This window comes from Pedobacter gandavensis (assembly GCF_032678745.1).
GTDB classification, from domain to species: domain Bacteria; phylum Bacteroidota; class Bacteroidia; order Sphingobacteriales; family Sphingobacteriaceae; genus Pedobacter; species Pedobacter gandavensis_C.
Window position 1 is genome coordinate 216,230 of the sequence record NZ_JAVTST010000008.1, and the last position, 22,822, is coordinate 239,051.

The window sequence follows — 22,822 nt, forward strand, 5'->3', positions numbered from 1 at the left end:
ATGGTTGATAGCTCCAAAGTTCGGAAGGTCAAAACAGATATCTCATTTTCCACTTACATTCAGCAAATTTTTCTGTTTTGACTGCTTTATACCATACAATTTTCGGGCAGCAATTCTGTGCCGGCTCCATTGCAAAATTTAATTTCCCTACCTCCCTATTTTTTAAGGGGTTAAGGTAAGTTATACACTATCCTTTGGCAGATAGCCTTGAAATGTTTCATAAAAAATAAATAATACTATATTTGACCCATATTACTTTGTAAAACACCTACACTAAGCTATAAATCTATTTGCTGAAAAATGTCTAAACTAGATCCCACCCATCTTGGAATTTTGCGCCTGCTACAGGAAGACGCCCGAATGACGCATAAAGAATTGGCCAGAAGGTTAAGGAAAAGTGTTTCACCGATCTTTGAGCGGGTAAAATGGCTGGAGCAAAATGGCTATATTAAAGGTTATACTGCTTTGGTAGACCTTCAAAAAAGTAGCAACAGCATTATTTCTTTTACACATATCCAGATGAACGACCATTCTGAGGAAGCTTTAAGTGCTTTTCAAAAAGAAGTGGTACAGTTCGAAGATGTTAGAGAGTGTTATTATATTACTGGTAATTTCGATTTCATCCTCAAAATTGTATCTCCTGATATGAAGGGTTACAATGACTTTCTACGCGGTCAATTGTCTAAACTTCCAAATGTGGGCAGTGTACAAAGCTTCCTGGTACTATCAGAAGAAAAAAGAGACACCAGTTACAAGATTTAGCAGCGCAAAGCCAGCAGTAGCCCTAATAAACATTTCCTGAACACCAACTGTTATATATTTGGAAACAGACTCCACATAGAAATGCTAGAAGATGGGCAAGTAATAGGGTATACTTGGGATAGCTATTGGGCATCAGGCCCGGATCCCGGGTATCAGTACCATAATATGCCCCTAGCAAAGCCCTAGCGGAACAGGTTTCCATTACATTTCGTTTGCCAATATATGCTTTCTCTATCTTATTGAATATGAGAGATTATTTATTAATTTGCAGCGCATAAAACGTAAATCAAATGGTACAGGTAGCTTTATTACTCCCCAATAAATATCGTTTACTAAGTGTAGCGGCGATACTGGATGTGTTTGATACTGTAAATCATCATTATGAGGAAATTGGCCGTAGCCCCCTTTTCCAGATCAGCCTGATTCGGAATGCAACCGTTTCCCCGGAGGGCAATCTTTTTGAAAAATACAAGGCACTTAGCTTGTCCGAATCCGGGCAGCAAAATCTGATTTTAATTCCTGCATTTGATCATCAGGACCTAAATACAGCCATCCAGCAAAACCTGGAGTTCCTGCCATGGCTCCAACAACAGTATAAAAAAGGGGCTGAACTGGCAAGTTTCTGCACGGGTGCTTTTTTATTGGGCGCCACAGGTTTACTGAATGGGAAAATTGCCACTACCCATGTCAATGCGAGTAATGCCTTTGCCAACTGCTTTCCTGATGTTTATTTTAAACCGGAAAAGGTGGTTACTGTAGATCAGGGGATTTATACCAGTGGTGGGGCAACGAGTAGTTTTCATTTGATGTTGATGCTGATCCACAATTATTGTAACCGGGATACGGCCATACACATTGCCAAAATATTTTCTATTGATATGAACCGGGAGCAGCAGAGCTATTTTGGTAGTTTTCATCCGGTAAGAGACCATGGCGATGAGCTGGTTGCCAAAACACAGGTCTGCATTGAAAATGCCTATAAAGAGGCCGTAACGATTGAAGATATCCTGCAACATATTCCATCCAGCAGGAGGAATATCGTGCGCAGGTTTAAACAGGCTACGGGAAATACACTGATTGAATATTTACAAAAAACCAGAATTGAGGCGGCTAAAAAGCTCTTAGAGCAAACCAACCTCAGTATTCTGGAAGTAATGTTAGATTCCGGCTATAATGATCTGAAAACGTTCAGACAGCTTTTCAAGAAAAACTCCGGAATGACTCCTAAAGATTATCGGGATAAATTTAAGCCGAAAGCCGCATAGCAGGCACTTCTTTTACCTTTTTCTTTCTTTTCTTTTTTAGCTTGTTCAGCCAGATCAATGTTCCTGTAACTGGCAAACTGGTTGCGATCAGACAGGCCAGGAAATAAATAATCTTGGTAAACATTCCATATACATCACCCAAATGCAGGGCTTTGATAGAACCAGAAACACGCTCGTTGAAAGGTTTATCGCTAAACACTTCCATCTTCAGTACATTGCCAGTATATTGATCCAACAGCACTTTATCCCCTGCAGCAGGTGCAAAAAATCCTGTTTTGTTTTTCATAATTGCGATGGCCGAAGCGGAATCTTTTGGTAAGCTGATACTATAATCACCTTGATAAGACAATACTTGATCTGCTTTTTTAAGGTAATCACTCAGGTTTAAAGGAGCAGCACCCGCTACAACCGTCGAAACCGGGTCTTTAGGCGGCTCAAATCCTTCTGGCTGATAAGTACCCAAAGATTTCCTTAAGGCTTCTCTGTACCAAGGGAAAGACCATTGTGGGCCTGTAATCCCCATCAGGAATAGAAATATACAAGAATAAAAACCCAGACTATTGTGCAAATCATGATTGGTTCTTTTCCAGCTTCCAGACCATTTAACTTTTAGTCCTTGTTTCCAGGATTTAATCCTTTGAGGAAACCAGATCACCATTCCGGTAATCACGCCTAGTGTAAATAATATAGTGGCAGCACCAGTAATATAACTTCCTAATTTTCTATTTTCAAGTTCGCCGAAAATCGGTTTTTCTACTTTATCTAATAACAACCATCTGTGTAGGCTAAACATGGTTTTCATGAAGGAAGCCGTCGCACCTTTTACTTCAGAGATATTGCCAATAACTTCACCAGTATATGGATTTACTGCAAAAGCCGAAGGTCTTTTTCCTTCTTCCGGTTTCCCAGCTTTTCCTTTGCCATCTTTTCCTTTTCCAGCTTTTCCTTTTCCAGCTTTTCCTTCGCGGCCAGGACCTTCTTTTCCGGCAAGGGCTTTATCTTGTCCAGCTTTGGCTTTATCTTTCCCTTCTTTATCACCTTCCTTCATCCTCACCATAAACTGATAAGTCCGGTTTGGATCTGCAGGGATTTTTATTGAAACTACTTTCCCCCCTGTGCTTTCTTTGACTTGCTTAATCAGCGATTCAATCGGCAATGGTTTTGCAGCTGCTGGTGCATTTACTTTATACAATTCAGGATTCGCCATCTCCTTGAATTCTGTATTGAAAACATACAGGGTACCACTTAAACAAACCAGGATCACAATGATCCCGCTTCCTAATCCAATCCATAAATGGATGTCGTTAAAAAATTTACGTGTTTTTTGCCAGGCGCTTTTAGGTGTAGTTGGTTTCATTAAGGCTATTTTTTACAAATATAAAACAAATCCGCAATTATTTAGACTAAGTCTTAATACCTGCGGATTTGTTACTATGGGGTGCTTTACTTTAATTCTTTGAAGACTTATTTATTCCACCAGATCTTTCCTACGGTCACTTCATCATTGCCTTGCTTACCACTTTCTGCAGCATTGGTTTGGCGCTCTGATTCCGGATACATTAACCTTAATGGTCTATCTGTTGGTGCAGGAGCCAATAAAGAGTTAGGAATATCAGGGAATCCTAATCTTCTGTAATCACTCCAGGCTTCCAGACTACTGATGCTGTTTAAGGCTAACCATTTTTGCTCAATGATTCTTTTTAAGCGCTCAGCTGGCGCTGCATCACTTAGCTTCACTGAACCTTGTTTGTTATAGTCTGCAAATGCTCCTGCATTTACTTCCATATATTTAAATGACTCTGCAATCCCCTGTTCATAGAAGGTCTGATCAGAACCGGCGATCCATCCTCTGTTTGCTGCTTCAGCTTGCAGGAATAAACTTTCAAAAGAGCCCATTAAAATCAGTGCCTGATCAAAGCTTTTGAAAAGACCGGTAGGTTTACTATCATTTTCAATTGGTCCTTTAAAAGCAGAAGTACTCTTTGCTGCATATTGCGCATCTACATTAGGATTTCCGAAAAGCACCCCTTTAAAAGTACCGTTGATACTCGTGTATAAACTAGCCAGACGAGGATCATTCAATCCTTTATACTTGTCAATGATGTATTGTGTTGGACGTAACTCCACATGATTGGTAGCCGAAGCGTTGACTCCTCTGTAATTGGTTTCCCAGAATGGGTTCATTTTACCTTTAGAATTGATATAACCAGGTTTAGTAGCGACATGTTGTCCTAAGCCTAAAAATCCAGTTCCTTCCAGTTTAATCTTATCGATTTCAGCAGTAATGTAAGCGTCGTTATTTGCTTGCGACTGGCGGATGAGCGCTCTCAACTTTATGGTATTCCCAAATTTAGCCCAAAGCTGCTTGTCGCCGCTAAAGATGATATCGGCTTTGCCCGGACTTTGATCTGCAGTAGCAGCTTTAATCTCTGACATCCCCTCAGTAATCAGCGCAATAGACTTTTCATATACTGTCTTTCCATCTTCATATTTAGGTTTCAAATATTGTGTTCTGTTCAAGGCTTCCTCAAAAGGGACATTGTTATAAATATCTACCAGGTGTAAGAAGTGCCATCCTTGCATGATTTTCGCAATTCCGGAGTAAAACGGTGCATTTTCTTTTTGCGCCTGTTCCTTGATCAATTGATAATATAATAAGGTGTTAAAAGTGCCTTCCCAAATTTGAATCCCGTCTCTGGTTCCGCGAATAGCGACCCCATTATAGGTTTTCTCTTTATAGAACTTATTGGTTGCTTCAGAGGTAGTGCCCCAATAACCTGCCCAAAAGGCTGCAAGCTGGTTGATTTGTACCGTTTCCTGGTTTATGGTACTGATTAAAGCACCCGGTAAACGGGCACTTAAGATCAGATATTGTTCTGTTGGACCATTCGGATTGTCATTCACATCCAGGAATTTATCGCAGGAAGTCAGACTGAATAAGCTGGCCGCGAAAACGAATATTTTTATACTTTTCTTCATTATATGTTATTCTTCAGCGTGTATATCTTTAATAAATTAGAACGTCACGTTCAGGTTAAAACCAAACATTCTGGTTGGAGGAATCTGTCTGAAACTCAGGTAACCATCGGTTTGATTGTACAAGGATTCAGGATCTCCATAAGTATTGCTCTTATGTCTAACGATGAATAGATTTGTACCTACAAGGCCGAAACTAGCTTCACGAATCACTTTTTGTTTAGCCAGTAATGCTTTAGGTAAAGCATAGTTAATGTTCAATTCCCTTAGTTTAAAGAAGTCGGACTTTGCAGCTGTATTTCTCTGCACTTTTCCTTGTCCGTCCCAGAATGCTTTATCGCCTTTGGAGAACACTGTGGTATTCTCTACATATACGGGCTGCTCTGCTGTACCTGTATTGATTACCGAATTAGGGAAAATAAAAGGCTGACGGCCATGAGCTACAGTTGCCGGATGTGTACCTGCAGTGTACATTCTTGGTACTACTTCAGAATATAACCAACCACCTAAACGGGCATCAAACTGAGCGCCAATGCTGATTCCTTTAAAACTAATCATCGTACTTAAACCCATTTGATAAGGAGGTACCATGGTGCCTAGTGGTGCGCTATCGGCTACAGTAGTTGTATTTCCTTTCGAATCCACTACTACTCTTCCTTGCGCATCTCTTAGGTAATCACTCACCTTCAATAATGGATAGGTTTGTCCAACTACTGCATAAGCTTGTCTGAACATTCTGAATTCTTCCTGTCCACCGAAAATAGTTTTCACCTTATTATTAATGTGTGTGAAGTTAAAACCAAGGTTCCACCTGAAGTCGTCCTTACGAATCACATCACCACTTAAGCTCAATTCAATGATTTTATTGGTCAATCGCCCTGCGTTAACAATGGTACTATTGTAACCGGTAGCACTGGAAATCGGCGCATCAAAAATCTGACCGTCAGAATCTGAATACACATATGCCGCTTCAAAGTTTAAACGATCATTGAAGAAACCCAATTGAGTACCAACCTCGTAAGATTTCACAAATTCCGGTTTGATATCAGGATTCGGACTCGTTAAGTTAGGCGTAAAGCCTACTAAGCCACCAAAAGGAAAACCATTGATCTGCGAATAGGCGTTGTTTAAGCTGTAAGGATCTAAAGTCACGTTCCCTGTTTTGTTAAAAGAGGCAAAAACCTTTCCGAACGAAAGTACTTTATTGTCTTTTAAGGCTTTGATCCCTTCTGTAAATACAAATGAAGTACTTACACCAGGATAGAAATAAGAGCGGTTCTCTTTGCTCAATACCGAAACGATATCATTTCTACCTGTTAAGGTTAAGAACAAATAGTTGTTATATCCGCCAGTATATTCGAAATACGTACCCAATGCCCTGTATTTAGTAATCGAAGCAGTACCATCCAGCTCGCCAGCGCGGCTCCCCGGATTGAAAAGGTCTGGGAATAAAAGATTGGCACTTCCTATAGAAGTCAATTTAGAATCATCCATACGGATGTTTTGTCCTACTAATAATCGGTTCGTAAACTTTCCGAAGTCTTTCTTGAAATTCAGGATTAAATCACTGTTGACCCTGCGGAAATCATTGTTACCATCATTTACTGAACCATTCACATTCCTGTTTCCGGAAGGAGAAGCTAGTTTATTGGTAGTAGCTCTACTTTCTTCTGAAGTACTGTACAATCCAATGCGATAAATTGCAGAAAACCATGGGGCAAAATCATAATCAAGTTGAATCTTTCCATTAATAGTTTGCTGATTGGAAGTATTTCTGTTGTTATCCATTAAGAAGAATGGATTCTTTGCCGCAGTAGCATCTGTATAATAGTTCAGCGGGTTCGCTGCTGAGTTAGGATCTCTCCAGTTTTTTAATCTATTCAGGTCAAGATTTGCAGGCTGCACGTAAGTGCTATACCATGGTCCATCTGGTGTGGTGTTTCTATTTGCGGATATGTAATTGACATTATAAGAAGTATTCAATTTTCCAAAAGTTCTGGAACCATTAAACCTCGCTCCTGTTCTGGAACTTTTATCGCCAGGAATTACTCCTTTGATATTTACGTTTTGAACAGAGAAATAGTAGGTAGAATTTTCATCACCCCCAGAAAAAGAAAGGTCGTTCTGTAAAGTTCTACCGGTTTGGAACATATCCAAACGGTTGTCTTTTGATGGTGCAGCGTACAATGCGGTTGGCTGTACACCGTTTGGTAATTTTAGGCCCAGGTCTTTAATGCTACCATCAAAAGCTGGTCCCCATGATTCATATTCTGTTGGAGAATACACCCCATTTTGTCCTTGTCCGAATTGTGTTTGTGCGGGTGGCAGCAGGTAAACATTTGAAAAAGTGGTGGTATTGGAGTAATTAACCGTTCCCCTACCTCTTTGTCCTTTTTTAGTGGTGATCATTAAAGCACCGTTTACACCCTCTGAACCATATAATGCAGCAGCATTCGCCCCTTTAAGCACGGTAATGTTTTCAATATCATTCGGATTTAAACGGCCAATGTCTGGAACAGGTACCCCATCTACTACATATATAGGATTGTTTTTCGCGTCGTTGAAGGACCTGGAACCACGTAACCTGATTTGTACCAACTGATCGGTCTTACCCGTTGTGGCATCGTTCATGTTGATTCTCAATCCGGCAACTTTACTGGCCAGACCTTGTAAAGGATTCACTACTTTACCCTGATTCAGACTTTCATTGCTGATCAGCGTGGCGGAGGTACCCAATTCTCTTGCCTGACGTTTGATACCTAAAGCACCGGTAACTTCTACTTCCGACAATTGGTTTACCGAATCATCCAGATAGGCATTCAGTGTATTTTTATCCGCAGTCACTTTCAATTCTATGCTCATATAGCCTGTGTAAGAAAAAGAAAGTAAATCGCCGGTTTCCGCATTAATGGAATATTTACCTGCTGCATCGGTACTCACCACTTCGTTGGTGGCCTTGCGGATAACAGTTGCTCCTGGAAGGGTTACTCCGGTTTTCTGATCTATTACTTTCCCTGTGATCATCCTTACCTGCGCAAAGAGACCTGTGGAGATCGTTAATAGTAAAATAATTAGGGTAGCTTTTTTGTTCATCTAAATATTATTTTGATATTTTATTAAGATTTAATCTTAATAACTTTAACTTCGCCGCAAAGATATCAGTAGCCGATGACGCAAAAGGGAGAACAGATGACGCTAAAAGGAGAAATAAAAGACCGTTCATTTTACGGATCTAAGGACCTTGCTATTGGTTATTCGAAGAGAAAACCGGCTTTAAGCGCTCATTACACCCTTGATTTAACTGAGGATCGTGAAAATCAAGCTGGTTATCAAATGATATTTGTGATCAAAGGAAAACTATCTTTTGAGGAGGAAGGGGCTTCCAGCGTGCTCCCTCTACTGGAAAGTCAGCAGTATAATCTGATCTGGACCACAGGAAACTCCCCTTTTCAGACCGCTTTACTGGAGGAATCAAATGAGGTGATTTTTGTAGAGATCAGTCCGGGGTTTTTATCGAGGTATTTGCCAGAAGATCATCCTGCAGCGATTCATTTACAATTACCAGCACCCGAAGCCGCTGATCAAAATATCATTTTATTCTCCGAGCAGCATTTACACATCACCCCGGAAATCAATGCGATTTTAAATGGGATTGAAAACTCTCCCCATACCGGCTTTTGTGAACGCTTATTTCTGGAGTCTAAAGTAATCGAATTACTGGCCATCAAGATTTCTCAACTGGAACTGCTGCAACAACAGCAACCGGCTCCCCGATTAAAGCAGGAAGAGCTGGACAAGATGCAGGAGGTACGCGAAATTCTGATTCAGAACATTGACCGTCCATTTTCACTTCGGACATTGGCGCATATGGTAGGCACGAATGAGTTTAACCTGAAGAAACAATTCAAGGCTGCATATGGCACTACAGTTTACGGATATCTGAACCAATATAAGATGGAACAGGCTAAAGCCATGCTACTTCAAGGTGATTCCCGGGTATCTGAGGTATCGGAAAAGATGGGTTATAAACACGCGACTCATTTCACCAGTGCCTTTAAAAAATACTTTGGCTACCTGCCCAATAAGATCAAGATGTTCTTCCTACTTTTTGATCCGGAAATCTGTCTGGTTTTCTTCACTGCATAGTGAAAAAAGGAAGTTTTCCGTCCAATCTGTTCTAAATCAACAACATTTATCAAGAAATTCTTTTCTTTAAATTATTTTATTTATACCTTTGCAGTCCCTCACGGGAAAAGGAGATTAAATTTTAATGGCTAAAAAACAAGTAGCAGAAAAAGAACTAGAGGCTAAAAAAGCCGAATTACAAGGTGCAGACGCTCGTCTCACTGAGAAAGAAACCATTGAATCAGAAGCTGATTCAGTGTCGATCGAACAGATCAAATCAGCATTAGCAACACCAGATCAAGATTTTGATTGGGATGCAGATGATAAAGTTTTCGGAAAATACTCTGATGAAGACCGTAAAAAGTTTGAAGACATGTATACCGATACTTTCAATCAAATCAACCAAGGTGAAATCATCAGTGGTATTGTTGTGTCTATCAACAATAAAGACGTAGTATTAAACGTAGGATTTAAATCTGACGGTTTAGTATCTACTTCTGAGTTCCGTGATACACCTGATTTGAAAATTGGTGATACCGTTGACGTATTCGTGGAAGCTCCAGAAGACGCAAACGGTCAATTGATTTTATCTCGTAAAAGAGCTAAAACCCAAAGATCATGGGAGTCTATTAATGAGGCTCTTGACAATGACAGAATCATCAACGGATTTGTTAAAAGCCGTACTAAAGGTGGTCTTATCGTTGACATCATGGGTGTTGAAGCTTTCTTACCTGGTTCACAAATTGACATCAAACCTATCCGCGATTACGATGTATACGTGGGTAAAACAATGGAATTCAAAGTTGTTAAGATCAACCATGAGTTTAAAAACGTAGTAGTTTCTCATAAAATCTTAATCGAAGACGATTTAGAAAGCCAAAAAGTTGAAATCGTATCTAAACTTGAAAAAGGACAGGTATTAGAAGGAACTGTTAAAAACATTACTGACTTCGGTGTATTCATCGATTTAGGTGGTGTTGATGGTTTACTTCACATCACTGATATTTCTTGGGGCCGCATAGAGCATCCAAAAGAAGTATTAAGCTTAGATGAGAAAATCAACGTTGTTGTTCTTGACTTTGATGACGAGAAAAAACGTATTGCATTAGGTTTAAAACAATTGACTCCACACCCTTGGGAATCTTTAGATACTAACTTAGCTGTTGGTTCTAAAGTTAAAGGTAAAATTGTTACTGTTGCTGATTACGGAGCTTTCTTAGAAATCATTCCTGGTGTTGAAGGTTTAATCCACGTATCAGAAATGTCTTGGTCACAAAACTTACGTAGCCCACAAGAATTCTTGAAAGTTGGCGATGAAATCGAAGCTGAAGTATTAACTTTAGACAGAGACGAACGCAAAATGAGCTTAGGTATTAAGCAGTTAACTCAAGATCCTTGGCAAAATGTTGCTGAAAGATATCCTATCGGAAGCAAACATACTGCTGTAGTTAAAAACATGACTAACTTCGGTGTATTCGTAGAAATTGAAGAAGGTATTGATGGTTTAATCCATATCTCTGATCTTTCTTGGTCTAAAAAAGTTAACCACCCTAACGAATTCACTAAAGTAGGTGATACATTAGACGTAGTTGTTCTTGAATTAGATGTTGAAAGCCGTAAATTGAGCTTAGGTCACAAACAACTAGAAGAAAACCCATGGGATACTTTTGAAACTATCTTCACGTTAGATTCAATTCACCAAGGTACTGTTGTTAAAGTAACTGATAAAGGTGCTGTTATTGCTTTACCATATGGTGTAGAAGGATTCGTTCCAACTAAACACATGGCTAAAGAAGACGGAACAACTATCAAAGCTGAAGAAACTAATGACTTCAAAATCATTGAGTTTAACAAAGATGCTAAACGTATCGTTGTTTCTCATGCCCGTATCTGGGAAGAGGCTAAAGCTGAAGCTGTTGCTGAAGAAAGAGCTACTAAGAAAAAAGAAGCTAAAGCTTCAAACACTGCAGTTAAGAAAGTTAAAGATTCAGTTGAGAAATCAACTCTTGGCGATCTAGGCGTACTTGCTCAATTAAAAGAGCAAATGGAAGGTGAAGAAAGCAAAAACAAAGCTAAATAATCTTTTAAGCTAATATATTAAAGGCATCCCAATCCGGGGTGCCTTTTTTTTTGCTATTTTGCCAAGGTTAATACCCTTTTTTAGTATCCTGAATTTTATGAAAATCTTTATATCCATGCTGAGCGCCTTACTTTGCCTTCAGCTGAGCAGCTTTGCTCAATACCCTACCCCTTCCTTAATTCCACAGCCTGTGGAAATGAAAATAGGGAGAACCACAGATAACTTTACCATCGCCAATAAAAGTACACAGGTTTTTATCAGTGACAATAGTCTGAGGCCTTCCGCCGAATTCTTCATCAGTTTCATTAAAAAATATTATCTGCTCGATTTAACATTGACCACCACTGCAGATCCAAACAGGAAGAATGTGATCAACTTGATCAAGGAATATCCAGCACAGCAGCGCACAAATATTAAAAATCCAGAACAATACAGTCTGGAAGTACTGGCAAAGTCTGTGACGATACGTTCCAGCGCCCCTGCTGGTGCATTTTATGGGATCCAAACGCTGATCCAGCTCCTACCTCCTTCCCCAAAACCATTTCCTTTACAAATAAAGGCGGTGAGCATTACGGATTATCCACGCTTCGCTTATCGCGGCATGCACCTGGATGTGAGCAGACACTTTTTTGATGTCAGCTTTGTTAAAAAATACATCGATTACCTCGCCATGCATAAGTTGAATTATTTCCATTGGCACCTGACCGATGACCATGGCTGGCGTATAGAAATCAAAAAACATCCACGCTTAACTACTGTTGGTGCCTGGAGAGATGGATCCATCATTGGCCTCTATCCTGGAAAAGGAAACGATGACATCAGACATGGCGGTTATTACACCCAGGCAGAAGTCAAAGAGGTGATCAAATATGCCGCAGACAGATACATTACCATTATCCCGGAGATCGAAATGCCAGGACATAGCATGGCGGTCCTTGCCGCTTATCCAGAATTGAGCACTACACCAAAACAACCTAAGAAAGTAGCAGAAACCTGGGGCATCTTCAATAAATTCAACAATGTATTACTTCCTTCTGATCAGACTTTCAATTTCCTGGAAGAAGTTCTCACAGAAGTCATGGCACTTTTCCCCTCCCCTTATATTCATATTGGCGGTGATGAGTGTTCAAAAATCTGGTGGAAACAATCTGCTTTTTCTCAGCAGCTGATTAAAGAGAAAGGTTTAAAAGATGAGAATGGACTGCAAAGCTATTTCATACATAGGATTGAAAAGTTTGTGAACAGCAAAGGAAAAACCATCATCGGCTGGGATGAAATTCTAGACGGTGGCCTTGCTCCAAATGCAATTGTAATGAGTTGGCGCGGAGAAAAAGGAGGCATTGCCGCTGCGAAACAAAAACATAAAGTGATCATGACGCCAGAAAATTTCATGTACTTCAACCACTCGCAATTTTTAAAAGATGATTCCTTAACTGCAGCCCGGTATTTACCTTTAGCAGATGTCTATAATTATGAGCCTGTACCCACGGTACTGACCCCTGCTGAAGCCAAATACATTTGGGGTGGACAAGGAAACTTATGGACGGAATACATCACCAATCCAGCTAAAGTGGAGTACATGCTTTTTCCAAGATTAGATGCCTTAAGTGAAGTACTGTGGAGCCCGAAGCCTAAGCGCAATTTTGTCAATTTTAAGGAGCGACTTAAAGAGCAGTTTCGGAGGTATGATATGATGGGCGTTAAGTATAGTAAAAGATATTTATAACCTTAATTTCCGATGCTTTGGCTTTGAATCTATCATTTTACTATATTTAGCCATAATTATACGCAACTCATGGAAATAAACAATGCTAGCCAATGCAATGGCTGTATGGCAGACTACGCGCCTCTCGATGCTTTTTGTAACATCTGCGGCTTCCCTATAAAGGGAACTGAACGGGAACAGGAACTTCATCATTCACAGCGAAGTGTCAAAGAAATTGAACTGATAGACCTGGAAGAAAAAGTAGAAAATGCGAGAAAATCTTTATTCTGGGTAGCAGGACTTTGTGGGGTATCTTTTCTTTTTACCGCGTTTAAGGGACAATCCGGAGTTGAACAAACTGCCGATATGATCCTAACTCTTATTTTAATAGCGGCATTTCTTGGCCTTGGTCTTTTAGCAAAAAGAAAAGCATCCACTGCACTCATTTCAGGATTATCACTTTATGTGATCCTCCATCTGCTAATTGCCATCATTGACCCAATCAGTATCTTTTCAGGAATCATTGTGAAAATTATTATCATCGGTTATTTAATTAAAGGCATTAAAGCGGTAATTGAAGCTGACAACCTCAAAAAAGAATTAAATATTCTTTAATTGGAAGATTTTAATTCCCTGCAATGTGAACATTGCGCACAGCCTGGGAAGGCAGGCAATAAATTTTGTCCTGGATGTGGCAGTCCACAAGTACAGCAGGAAATTTCTGCTGCGCACAAATGGTCCAATATCCAGGGCATGGCTCTGTTTTTTGCCGTCGAACTCATCATTTGTCTGTCAGCGCTGATTATAAAAAAAAGTAGCCTCGCTACAGAGATTTTTTTTCAAGGACTACTTGCCTTTAGCGCCATTGCGTTCTTCCTTTCAGATTGGAAGGATAACAAAAGCTTATTGAAATGGTCCAGCTTCTCTCTTAAGAAAATAATAGTCATTGTTCTTTTAACCACCTTAAGTGCTGTAATTGTCCATTTTCTTGTGGAGCTGCTCAATGATGAGTTATTTAATCAAAGACAGTCCTATTATTCACCGTATTCTTCTTACAAGTATTCCAAATTCCTCATGATTTTCTTTATGGCAATTTGCCCTGCCATTTTTGAAGAACTCGCATACAGGGGTTATTTGTTAGGTAAATTGTTAAAAGTGGTTGACCGTAATGAAGCGATATACATCTCTTCCGCCCTATTTTTCCTCATTCATTTTTCTTTCTTCTCCTTCTTTTGGCTATTACCATTCGCGATGATCTTAGCCTTCCTCAGAATAAAAGAAAACACACTTTGGTATGGAATAATCATTCACTTTACCTTCAATTTAACCGCCTGCCTTGTTGAACTATTTTTCCTCTAAAAATTTAGACTTTAGCGCAGCTGTTGGAACCATACAGTTTTCCAGCTTACCCCAGATACGATACCTGTTTTTCGAAATAAGCTGATAGAAAAAGTCCCTGATAAATGCAGGAATGATGATGAAGCCATACCATAATGGCCATAAACCACTGAGCCTTCTCGCAATGCGCAAAGCAGCTGTAGAACGATAATACGTTTTTCCATTTTCCAGCAGAACAATTGTACTTAAATGCTGCTCCCCGTTAATGGTTCTCAGTTTCTTTTTTGCTACCTCGCTTTGCAATGCTGCGAAACGAAAATAATCGTTCTGATCTCTTTTAATAATAAACTGCACAGTGTGATTACATAGGTTACAAATTCCATCAAAAAATATCAGTCCATGTTCTCTATTCTCAGTCATTTGTATGCGTTTATTTTAAAGTATCCCAATATCCAAGCATTGTTTAGCTATTGCAATTACACAAAGATAAATTTTAAATACGGGCTCTGAATCTATAGTTTTATAAATAAGACACTTAAAGGATTTTAGTCTTGAAATCTATTGAATTTCCTCAAATCGGCAGGAAAAATTCCCATTTCAACTTTACAGAGTTGGAACATTTTACTATATTTGACCAATCCTTTAGTCAATGCAAAAAAGAACCCTGCTAGACGGTCAGAAATTCCAGATCACAATTAAGAGACTTTGTCATCAATTAATTGAGAACCATAACGATTTTTCAAATACTGTTTTAATTGGCATTCAGCCAAGAGGCAGTTATTTTGCCGATAGAGTGCAAAATGAACTGTCCCAAATCCTTAAGAAAACCACGATAAAGAAAGGCAATCTTGATATTACCTTCTTCCGTGATGATTTTAGAAGGAAGGATGGCCTGCTTGCGGCCAACGCCAACACCATAGATTTTATTATTGAAGGGATGAACGTAATCCTCATCGATGATGTATTGTGGACCGGACGTACCATACGTTCTGCCATGGATGCATTATTAGCTTACGGCCGCCCGGCACGAGTAGAACTCATGGTCTTAATTGACAGGCGTTTTTCGAGGCACCTACCTATTGAGCCCGATTATATCGGTCAGCAGGTAGACAGCTTAAATTCACAACATGTGAAAGTAAGTTGGAAAGAAACAGAAGGAGAAGACAAAGTAATCTTAATATCAGAAAGCAATAAATAACATGGCAGAAGAAAAATTATCAACCCGACATCTTTTAGGTATCAAAGATATTAACCGAAATGATATCGAATTGATCTTACAAACTGCAGATAATTTTAAAGATGTAATCAACAGACCGATCAAAAAGGTTCCTGCCTTGAGAGACATCACGATTGCGAATATTTTCTTTGAAAATTCAACACGTACAAAACTCTCTTTTGAGTTGGCAGAAAAGAGACTTTCTGCAGATACTATCAATTTTGCCGCGTCTTCCTCTTCTGTAAGTAAAGGTGAAACGCTGATTGACACAGTAAATAATATCCTGGCCATGAAAGTGGACCTGGTAGTGATGAGACATCCTTATGCAGGAGCAGGTCAGTTCCTGAGCAGACACGTCAATGCACAAATCGTAAACGCTGGCGACGGTGCACATGAGCATCCTACACAAGCGCTTTTAGATGCTTTCTCTATCCGTCAGAAATTGGGCGATATTGAAGGTAAGAAAGTAGTGATTGTAGGTGATATTTTACACTCAAGAGTAGCCATTTCCAACATCCTTTGCCTGCAAAAATTAGGTGCAGAAGTAATGGTATGCGGACCAACTACACTGATCCCGAAACATATCGAAAGTTTAGGCGTAAAAGTAGAACACAACCTGATCAAAGCTTTAAACTGGTGTGATGTAGCCAATATGCTGCGTATCCAGCTAGAAAGACAAGATATCAAATACTTCCCTTCCCAAAGGGAATATGCCATGATGTATGGCTTAAACAAGCAAATCCTGGACAACCTGGATAAAGAAATCATTGTGATGCACCCTGGTCCAATTAACCGTGGCGTGGAGATCACCAGTGATGTCGCAGATAGCAAACAATCTATCATCCTGGAACAAGTGGAAAATGGTGTTGCCGTAAGAATGGCTGTACTTTATCTCCTTGCTTCTCAGAGAGATTAAAACTTCGCGATTTTTTTTATAACATTCTTGTTTTCTTTTCGTTAAAACCAGTGTTATCAACAGTTGTTAGTTTCTTATGCTGACAAGACCTAATACTATTTTTATATTCGTAGCAACCATATTTGAAATCAGATGCAGAAAAAATACCTTTTTATTCCGCTATTCTTAGCAGGTAGCTTTACAGCTAGTTATGCGCAGTCCAGCATACTAGTTCAGCTCAATAAAAATTATCTAACAGGTCTGGAATTGCTAGACAATGAAAAATACGTTGCAGCAGCGGAACAGTTTAGGTTAGTAGATAAAGCCAGACAAAAAGCCGATGCACAACAAGAAAGTAATTCTGAACTGTCCTTGCTCAAAGAAAATGCGAAATTCTATGCTGCCGTTTGTGCCTTAGAGCTTGGAAATAATGATGCCGAAAGTCTTTTTCAAAAATTCATTAAGGATTATCCCCTAAATGCAAATACCAAACTTGCTTATTTTCATGTTGGTAAATCGTATTTTGCTCAGGAAAATTATCAGAAAGCATTAGATTGGTTCGAAAAAACTGACCCTTCTACCCTTTCTCAAAAACAACGCCTGGAATATCAATTTAAACAGGGATACGCTTATTTTATGTTGAATAACATCGAAAAAGCAGAACCATTATTTGAAGCCGTTAAAAAAGAAAAATCTCCATATCAAGAAAGCGCGACTTACTATTTCGCCTATATCAATTACCTGAATAAAGAATATAAAACTGCATTGGCCAACTTTGAAAAGTTGAAAGGTTCGCCAACATACGAAGCCAGTTATCCATATTACATCACTTCAATGTATTATCTGGATGAACGCTACGATGATGTGATCAGTTATGCAGTGCCGATTTTAAAGACTACAAAGCAACAGTATGAAGCAGAAATGCTCAGCCTGATTGCAGCTTCTTATTTCGCTAAATCTGACTATACCAATGCAGAAAAGTATTTCCAGGAATACTATGCGAAAAGTAAATCAGAGGTTAAAAACAACCTGTTTATCTATCAGTATGGCTATTCTTTATTCCAACTGAAAAGATACCAGGAAGCAGTAGCAATTCTTGAAAAATTAGATACAGATGATGTGTACCTGCAAAGTGGGATGTATACCCTTGGTCGCTCTTTTATCCAATTGAAAAATAAAGAAAAAGCACGCAGTGCCTTCTTTAGGTCATCTCGACTTGACTTTGATAAGTTCATACAAGAAGAAGCATGGATCAATTATGCCCGTTTAAGTTATGAGCTTGATTTCAATCAACAAGCATTAGAATCTACACAGACATTCTTAAAACAGTTCCCTAAATCTCGTAAAGCAAATGAAGCGAAAACGTTATTGGGAGAGATTCTACTAACGAGTAAAAACTATCAGGCAGCAATTGATATCCTGGAACCTATTCCAAATAAATCACCTGAAGCCAAAGAAGCTTATCAAAAGGTAACTTATTTCAGAGGCTTGGAGTTCTATAATGAACGTGCTTTTCCTAATGCACTATCTATGTTCCTTCGCTCAGAAAAGTTCCCTGAAGATCAGGAAATTCATGCACTGAATACGTACTGGAAAGCAGAAGCTAGCTACGAATTGAGAAAATTCGGAGAAGCTGTACAAACTTTCGAGAAGTTCCTGGAAATGCCAGGAGCCGATAAAACGGAAGTATACAACTTTGCAAACTATGCATTGGCCTATGCCGCCTTCGAAGATGAGCGTTATGGAAAAGCTGCTGCCTATTTTGAACGCTTCCTGAGAGGAAATGACAAAGATGCAAAAACTGTAAATGATGCGACCATCAGACTAGCCGACTCTTATTTCGTAAATAAAAGCTATGGCAATGCTCTGGTCAACTATAATAAAATTATCGCTTCAAAAGCAACGGGCGAAGATTATGCTTTGTTTCAACGTGGAATGATCCAGGGTCTGGAAAGTCAAAACGATGAAAAGATCAATACCATGCAGAGCTTGTTGAAGCAATTCCCTACTTCGAACTATGCCGATGATGCCGGGTTTGAAACTGCTTATACTTATTTCAATAAAGGAGATCTTGACAAATCAAAAACGGACCTGATTTCTTTAATCAGCCAATACCCACACAGTAGCTATGTGCCACGTGCATTAGTCACCATCGGTTTGGTTCAATACAATCAGGATCAGGATGACGCAGCATTGGAAACCTTTAAAAAGGTAATTGCTGATTATGCAAGTAGCGAAGAAGCCAAACAAGCGCTCGAGTCTATTAAAAACATTTATGTAGATAAAGGTGATTCGGAAGGTTTCATCGGCTATGCTAAAACAACGCCTATCGGAGATTTCTCTATTGCCGAGCAGGATAATATTGTCTTCCAGGGCGCTAATAATCGTTACCTGAAAGGTGATGCTAAAGGTGCTTTCGAAGCTGTAAATGCTTATTTTGATAAGTTCCCTAAAGCAATTCACGATAAAGAAGCCAAGTTTATCAGAGCAGAATCATTGGTTAAATTAGGACGACCAGATGAAGCCATCCCTGATTATGAGTATATCCTTAATGATTGGACCAGTGATTACACTGAGCGCTCATTAGTGAGTATTTCGAAGCTATTCCTGGATCAAAAGAAATATAATGAAGCCATTGTCTATCTGAAAAGATTAGAAACTACGGCAGATTATAAAGTGCATTATACTTATGCCATCAACAATTTGTTAAAAGCTTATAGTGCTTTGAATATGCCTGATGATGTCATCAAATATGTAAGCCTGATCAAAGAATCTGATAAATCTTCACAAGAAGAGAAAAGTAGCTCAGACCTGTTTGCTGGAAAGGCTTATTTAGTGAAAGCGGATACAACTCAAGCCATAAAAGCTTTCAATAACGTGGTGGAAAAGACCAAAACATTGGCCGCTGCTGAAGCGAAGTACAATCTTGCCGCCATTCAATATGCAAAAAGAGAATACAAAACTTCTACAAAAACCTGTTTTGATCTGATCAATAATATGTCTTCTTATGATTACTGGGTGGCTAAAGCTTTCATCCTATTAGCTGACAACTATGTCGCATTAAAAGATAATTTACAAGCAAAAAGTACACTTCTAAGCCTGATAGATAACTATGATGGCAAAGATGATATTGTACCGACAGCTAAGGAAAAATTAAAGAAAATTAAATAAGACAAGCACGATGAGATTGACGAAACTAATATATAGCACCCTACTTTTTGTGACTGCCGGATCTCTAAGCGCATTGGCACAGGATACAAAAACTACTGAAAAGAAAACTGAAGAAAAAGCCGTAACGGAAGAAATTGAAGTCGTTAGACCCTATAAACCAGTACTGGCAGAAGCAGTTAAATTGAGAAGAAGTCCGGATCTAAATACGGTAAAGACTTATAAAGCTAAATTCAATTATAGCCTGACCGATAGGAAACTAGGGCTGAATTCTGACATCAATAAATTACAGGCGCAACAGGTAGCTAAGGAAAAAGAAACAGAATTGATCAATAACTACCTGAAAGGTGGTTTCGGTATCCGCACCACTGTACTCGGAGAAGCCTATATCAACCTGGGCAGAGACGAGGCTTTACAAGCTGGAGCTTTCTTTAAGCACTTTGGTCAAAAAGGTAAATTAGCTGGACAAGAAGTAAACCAACAACAACTGAGCGTTTTTGGAAGAAGTATTGGCGATGTAGTCACCATGAGTGGTCGCATCAACTACCAGAGAAATGGCCTGTTCTTCTATGGTTATAACCCCGAAAAACCAGAGTTAAACCTAACTCCTGAAAAACAAACGCTAAACTTCATTGAAGCAGAAGGTGAAATTGTAAACAAGTTTACTGATGATCCGGATGCTTTAAGCTATGCCGTTAAATTAAACGGATACTTGTGGAATGATAAATATGCAGCCAAAGAAAACTCTGTTATTTTAAATGGATATGTCAACAAAAGAATCAGTAGCTTCAATTTAGGACTTGCCGCTTCCACTGAATTTGGTACTACAAAAGATGCATTGACCAGTGTTGGCAATAATCTCTTAAAGTTAAATCCTTATATCAGATTAGAAGCGAATGGCGTAAAAATCAACGCAGGAATTAATTTCGTACAGGAATTTGGTGCTTTCTCGAAAAGTAGGATCTTCCCTGCTGTTACCGCAGATTTAACCCTGATTCCTGATTACCTGCAATTATTTGCGGAAGTAAAAGGTGATGTAAACCGTAATTCTTTAAAACAATTTAGTGATGAAAATCCATTCCTAAACGCCAATATTGACATCAAAAATTCTGTAGAGAAACTTTCATTCAGTGCTGGTATTAAAGGAACCGGTGGTCCAGGTTTTGGTTACAAAGCAAGAGTATACCACAAAAAGATTTCTGACATGGCCTTGTTTGTAAATAACTTTGCAAACCCTACCCGCTTTGATGTAATCTATGATTTTGGTAACACCACAATGACCGGTTTAGAAGGTGAAATCTCTATCCAAGTGAGTAATTCACTGAAATGGACTGGTAAATTAAATTTTGAAGATTACCAACCAGCACAGGAATCAGCAAGCTGGTATAAGCCTCAAATGAGAATCAGCTCGGATTTATTGTTCAACATCACAGATAAAATCGGATTAAACGCCTCTGTAGCAATTCAGGATGCCAGCAAAGCAAAAGTTTATACTGCTGCACCAGCTAGTCCATACCTAGTTCCTGATCCATCAATTGAAACTGTTGTAAGTGTTAAAGGTTTTGTAGATCTTGGTGTTGGTGCCAGCTATAAGATCAATAACAAGTTTTCTGCTTTTGCAAGAGCAAATAACCTGTTCAACTCTTCTTACAGCAGATACCTTTACTACCCTACTATCGGAACCAATATCTTTGGAGGATTAACATATTCCTTCTAAGCGGTTTTCGATTTAATAATTGGTGGATATAGAATTAAAATTTAATTTTACCAGAATGGACATGTTATCATACCTTACAGTGCTTATTAAAACCCGTAAAGAGGTTGGGATCCCCGGACTTGGAACGATCTATAAAAAGAAATCACCGGGAAGGTATGATGCAACCTCACATTCCTTTTTGCCGCCCAGCTTTGTGCTGGATTTCAATCCGGAAGTGCAAGAGCAAAATTCGCTCATTGACCATATCTGTAAGATTAGAAATATATCTCCTGATTCCGCCAGTTATTTTGTAGAACAATTTGTTGAAGATATCAAAAAACAACTTGATGAACATCAGCAAGCAAGTTTAGCACCATTAGGTACTTTATATCAATCTTTAGGAACACTTAGCTTTAAGCCCTTAAATGATCAAAACTTCGGTTTTGATTTTTATGGTTTACCGCCTGTCAAAGAGGAGCTTTCAGCCTCATCAGTAACAAAGGACGATGAAGTTACTTCCGAAAATGAACAACAACAGGAAGAACATCAGGTCACAGAAGAACAGCTAAATCTTGAAAATAGTAACGCTGACCTTAGAGATGAATCAACTCCTCCGGTTGTTGAAGAGATAACAGAAGAAGATCTACTGGCTAACGAAGGAGCAGAAGATATCGCCTATGAACAGGTAGATGAATCGCTGAAACTTTCTTCGGAGCCAGAAAAAGAAGAGCTCCCTGAGCTGGACGAGCAACCTGTTTTTGAGGAAATAGCAGAAGTTGAAATACCTAAGCAACCTGTAGCACAGCCAGAAATTGAAAGTATTAGAAACATAGAAGAGCAGCATGAAGCTGTACTTGAAGAGCCTATAGCTACTCGTCCAAGCATCAACGAAATTTACGCACAGGCCAGCAAAACTGTTGATGTACCGATTATTCCTGTAGTCGCTCCAATATCAGTAAGTAATTCAGCAACCGAACAGGAAATATTGAGTAACGCTGGGTTCTATAATTCCAATGATGAGCCTGCAGAAAGAAGTGGAATTCCACTCTATCTAAAAATCTTAATCGCCGTTTTATTAATCCTTATAGGAGTAGTAGCCGCATATTTTATCCGTCCTGATCTTTTTGACTCTATTTTAAAAATGGATAAGGCTCCGATCGTTGTTCCTGTATCCGCCCAAAATCCGGCACAAAAAACTGTAGATTCACTTGCTTATTCTGATAGCTTAAAAAACACATTACCAGCAACTGATTCCTTAAAAAAGGACTCAGTTCCTCTTGCAAAACCTGCAGCTACAGCCTTAGGTAACGATCCTAAAACTGCGCAGGCCAATGCTCCTGCGCTTCAAACAGGAATTACTTTTGAAGTTATTGGGGCTTCAGTAGCCAATCAAAAGGAGGCCGACCGCTTTATTGCCCAAATGAAAACATTGGGATTAAATGCAAAAGCCATCCCTCCTGTTCCAGGTAAAAAGAAAATAAAAATCAGCATTGCAACGTTTAATGACTATAACAGCGCCGATGCACAAATACCTGCATTGGAGAAAAAATTAGGCATTAAAGATTTATACATACACACAAACAAACCATTATAAAT

At 39.1% G+C, this 22,822-nt stretch carries 16 protein-coding genes; 12 read left to right on the forward strand and 4 right to left on the reverse strand.

Annotated elements, in window-relative coordinates:
• Positions 1-300: 300 nt before the first annotated feature.
• Together R2S10_RS21270 and R2S10_RS21275 are read left to right on the forward strand one after the other, a co-directional pair.
• Positions 301-762 (forward strand): Lrp/AsnC family transcriptional regulator, encoded by a 462-nt coding sequence (locus R2S10_RS21270; RefSeq protein ID WP_062550140.1) that lies wholly within the window; start codon positions 301-303, stop codon positions 760-762.
• Positions 763-1,052: 290 nt separating this feature from the next.
• Complete coding sequence (locus R2S10_RS21275) at positions 1,053-2,027, forward strand: GlxA family transcriptional regulator (RefSeq protein ID WP_316842431.1); 975 nt, start codon at positions 1,053-1,055, stop codon at positions 2,025-2,027.
• Here the strand turns inward: R2S10_RS21275 and R2S10_RS21280 are convergent.
• The 3 genes from R2S10_RS21280 to R2S10_RS21290 form a co-directional block, all read right to left on the reverse strand.
• Positions 2,008-3,384 (reverse strand): PepSY-associated TM helix domain-containing protein, encoded by a 1,377-nt coding sequence (locus R2S10_RS21280; RefSeq protein ID WP_316842432.1) that lies wholly within the window; start codon positions 3,382-3,384, stop codon positions 2,008-2,010. The genes R2S10_RS21275 and R2S10_RS21280 overlap by 20 nt on opposite strands.
• 107 nt (positions 3,385-3,491) lie before the next feature.
• A complete protein-coding gene (locus tag R2S10_RS21285; RefSeq protein ID WP_316842433.1) occupies positions 3,492-5,006 on the reverse strand; it encodes a SusD/RagB family nutrient-binding outer membrane lipoprotein in 1,515 nt (504 codons plus the stop codon).
• Between the two features lie 36 nt (positions 5,007-5,042).
• Complete coding sequence (locus tag R2S10_RS21290) at positions 5,043-8,096, reverse strand: SusC/RagA family TonB-linked outer membrane protein (protein ID WP_316842434.1); 3,054 nt, start codon at positions 8,094-8,096, stop codon at positions 5,043-5,045.
• Between the two features lie 75 nt (positions 8,097-8,171).
• Here R2S10_RS21290 and R2S10_RS21295 point away from each other — a divergent pair, with 75 nt between their 5' ends.
• From R2S10_RS21295 to R2S10_RS21315, 5 genes are all read left to right on the forward strand, one after another.
• Positions 8,172-9,149, forward strand: a complete 978-nt coding sequence (locus tag R2S10_RS21295) for an AraC family transcriptional regulator (protein WP_316842435.1) — start codon at positions 8,172-8,174, stop codon at positions 9,147-9,149.
• A 124-nt stretch (positions 9,150-9,273) separates the two neighbouring features.
• On the forward strand, positions 9,274-11,208 hold the full coding sequence (gene rpsA, locus R2S10_RS21300; protein WP_316822874.1) for a 30S ribosomal protein S1: 1,935 nt from the start codon (positions 9,274-9,276) through the stop codon (positions 11,206-11,208).
• 97 nt (positions 11,209-11,305) lie between these two features.
• On the forward strand, positions 11,306-12,934 hold the full coding sequence (locus R2S10_RS21305; protein ID WP_316842436.1) for a beta-N-acetylhexosaminidase: 1,629 nt from the start codon (positions 11,306-11,308) through the stop codon (positions 12,932-12,934).
• Positions 12,935-13,039: 105 nt separating this feature from the next.
• Positions 13,040-13,528, forward strand: coding sequence for a hypothetical protein (locus R2S10_RS21310; RefSeq protein ID WP_316842437.1), 489 nt, complete (start codon positions 13,040-13,042; stop codon positions 13,526-13,528).
• Positions 13,529-14,272 carry a type II CAAX endopeptidase family protein gene (locus tag R2S10_RS21315; RefSeq protein ID WP_316842438.1) on the forward strand — a complete coding sequence of 248 codons (744 nt, stop codon included), beginning with the start codon at positions 13,529-13,531 and terminating at the stop codon, positions 14,270-14,272. It begins immediately after the preceding gene.
• Here R2S10_RS21315 and R2S10_RS21320 read toward each other — a convergent pair.
• Entirely contained in the window at positions 14,258-14,671 is a 414-nt protein-coding gene (locus R2S10_RS21320; RefSeq protein WP_316842439.1) for a DUF393 domain-containing protein, read from the reverse strand. The genes R2S10_RS21315 and R2S10_RS21320 overlap by 15 nt on opposite strands.
• Positions 14,672-14,900: 229 nt before the next feature.
• Here R2S10_RS21320 and pyrR point away from each other — a divergent pair, with 229 nt between their 5' ends.
• From pyrR to R2S10_RS21345, 5 genes are all read left to right on the forward strand, one after another.
• Positions 14,901-15,449 (forward strand): bifunctional pyr operon transcriptional regulator/uracil phosphoribosyltransferase PyrR, encoded by a 549-nt coding sequence (gene pyrR / locus R2S10_RS21325; RefSeq protein WP_316842440.1) that lies wholly within the window; start codon positions 14,901-14,903, stop codon positions 15,447-15,449.
• A gap of 1 nt (position 15,450) precedes the next feature.
• On the forward strand, positions 15,451-16,383 hold the full coding sequence (locus R2S10_RS21330) for an aspartate carbamoyltransferase catalytic subunit (RefSeq protein WP_265841656.1): 933 nt from the start codon (positions 15,451-15,453) through the stop codon (positions 16,381-16,383).
• A gap of 132 nt (positions 16,384-16,515) precedes the next feature.
• Positions 16,516-19,533 carry a tetratricopeptide repeat protein gene (locus R2S10_RS21335; RefSeq protein WP_316842441.1) on the forward strand — a complete coding sequence of 1,006 codons (3,018 nt, stop codon included), beginning with the start codon at positions 16,516-16,518 and terminating at the stop codon, positions 19,531-19,533.
• Positions 19,534-19,543: 10 nt separating this feature from the next.
• Positions 19,544-21,247, forward strand: a complete 1,704-nt coding sequence (locus R2S10_RS21340) for a TonB-dependent receptor (RefSeq protein WP_316842442.1) — start codon at positions 19,544-19,546, stop codon at positions 21,245-21,247.
• A 61-nt stretch (positions 21,248-21,308) separates the two neighbouring features.
• Complete coding sequence (locus R2S10_RS21345) at positions 21,309-22,820, forward strand: SPOR domain-containing protein (protein WP_316842454.1); 1,512 nt, start codon at positions 21,309-21,311, stop codon at positions 22,818-22,820.
• The last annotated feature ends 2 nt before the right edge of the window (positions 22,821-22,822 follow it).

Excerpts from the sequence above, each read along its gene's own strand:
- R2S10_RS21270 (WP_062550140.1), top strand. The coding sequence starts at position 301 with ATGTCTAAACTAGATCCCACCCATCTTGGAATTTTGCGCCTGCTACAG.
- R2S10_RS21275 (WP_316842431.1), top strand. The coding sequence starts at position 1,053 with ATGGTACAGGTAGCTTTATTACTCCCCAATAAATATCGTTTACTAAGT.
- R2S10_RS21280 (WP_316842432.1), bottom strand. The coding sequence starts at position 3,384 with ATGAAACCAACTACACCTAAAAGCGCCTGGCAAAAAACACGTAAATTT.
- R2S10_RS21285 (WP_316842433.1), bottom strand. The coding sequence starts at position 5,006 with ATGAAGAAAAGTATAAAAATATTCGTTTTCGCGGCCAGCTTATTCAGT.
- R2S10_RS21290 (WP_316842434.1), bottom strand. The coding sequence starts at position 8,096 with ATGAACAAAAAAGCTACCCTAATTATTTTACTATTAACGATCTCCACA.
- R2S10_RS21295 (WP_316842435.1), top strand. The coding sequence starts at position 8,172 with ATGACGCAAAAGGGAGAACAGATGACGCTAAAAGGAGAAATAAAAGAC.
- rpsA (WP_316822874.1), top strand. The coding sequence starts at position 9,274 with ATGGCTAAAAAACAAGTAGCAGAAAAAGAACTAGAGGCTAAAAAAGCC.
- R2S10_RS21305 (WP_316842436.1), top strand. The coding sequence starts at position 11,306 with ATGAAAATCTTTATATCCATGCTGAGCGCCTTACTTTGCCTTCAGCTG.
- R2S10_RS21310 (WP_316842437.1), top strand. The coding sequence starts at position 13,040 with ATGGCAGACTACGCGCCTCTCGATGCTTTTTGTAACATCTGCGGCTTC.
- R2S10_RS21320 (WP_316842439.1), bottom strand. The coding sequence starts at position 14,671 with ATGACTGAGAATAGAGAACATGGACTGATATTTTTTGATGGAATTTGT.
- pyrR (WP_316842440.1), top strand. The coding sequence starts at position 14,901 with ATGCAAAAAAGAACCCTGCTAGACGGTCAGAAATTCCAGATCACAATT.
- R2S10_RS21330 (WP_265841656.1), top strand. The coding sequence starts at position 15,451 with ATGGCAGAAGAAAAATTATCAACCCGACATCTTTTAGGTATCAAAGAT.
- R2S10_RS21335 (WP_316842441.1), top strand. The coding sequence starts at position 16,516 with ATGCAGAAAAAATACCTTTTTATTCCGCTATTCTTAGCAGGTAGCTTT.
- R2S10_RS21340 (WP_316842442.1), top strand. The coding sequence starts at position 19,544 with ATGAGATTGACGAAACTAATATATAGCACCCTACTTTTTGTGACTGCC.
- R2S10_RS21345 (WP_316842454.1), top strand. The coding sequence starts at position 21,309 with ATGTTATCATACCTTACAGTGCTTATTAAAACCCGTAAAGAGGTTGGG.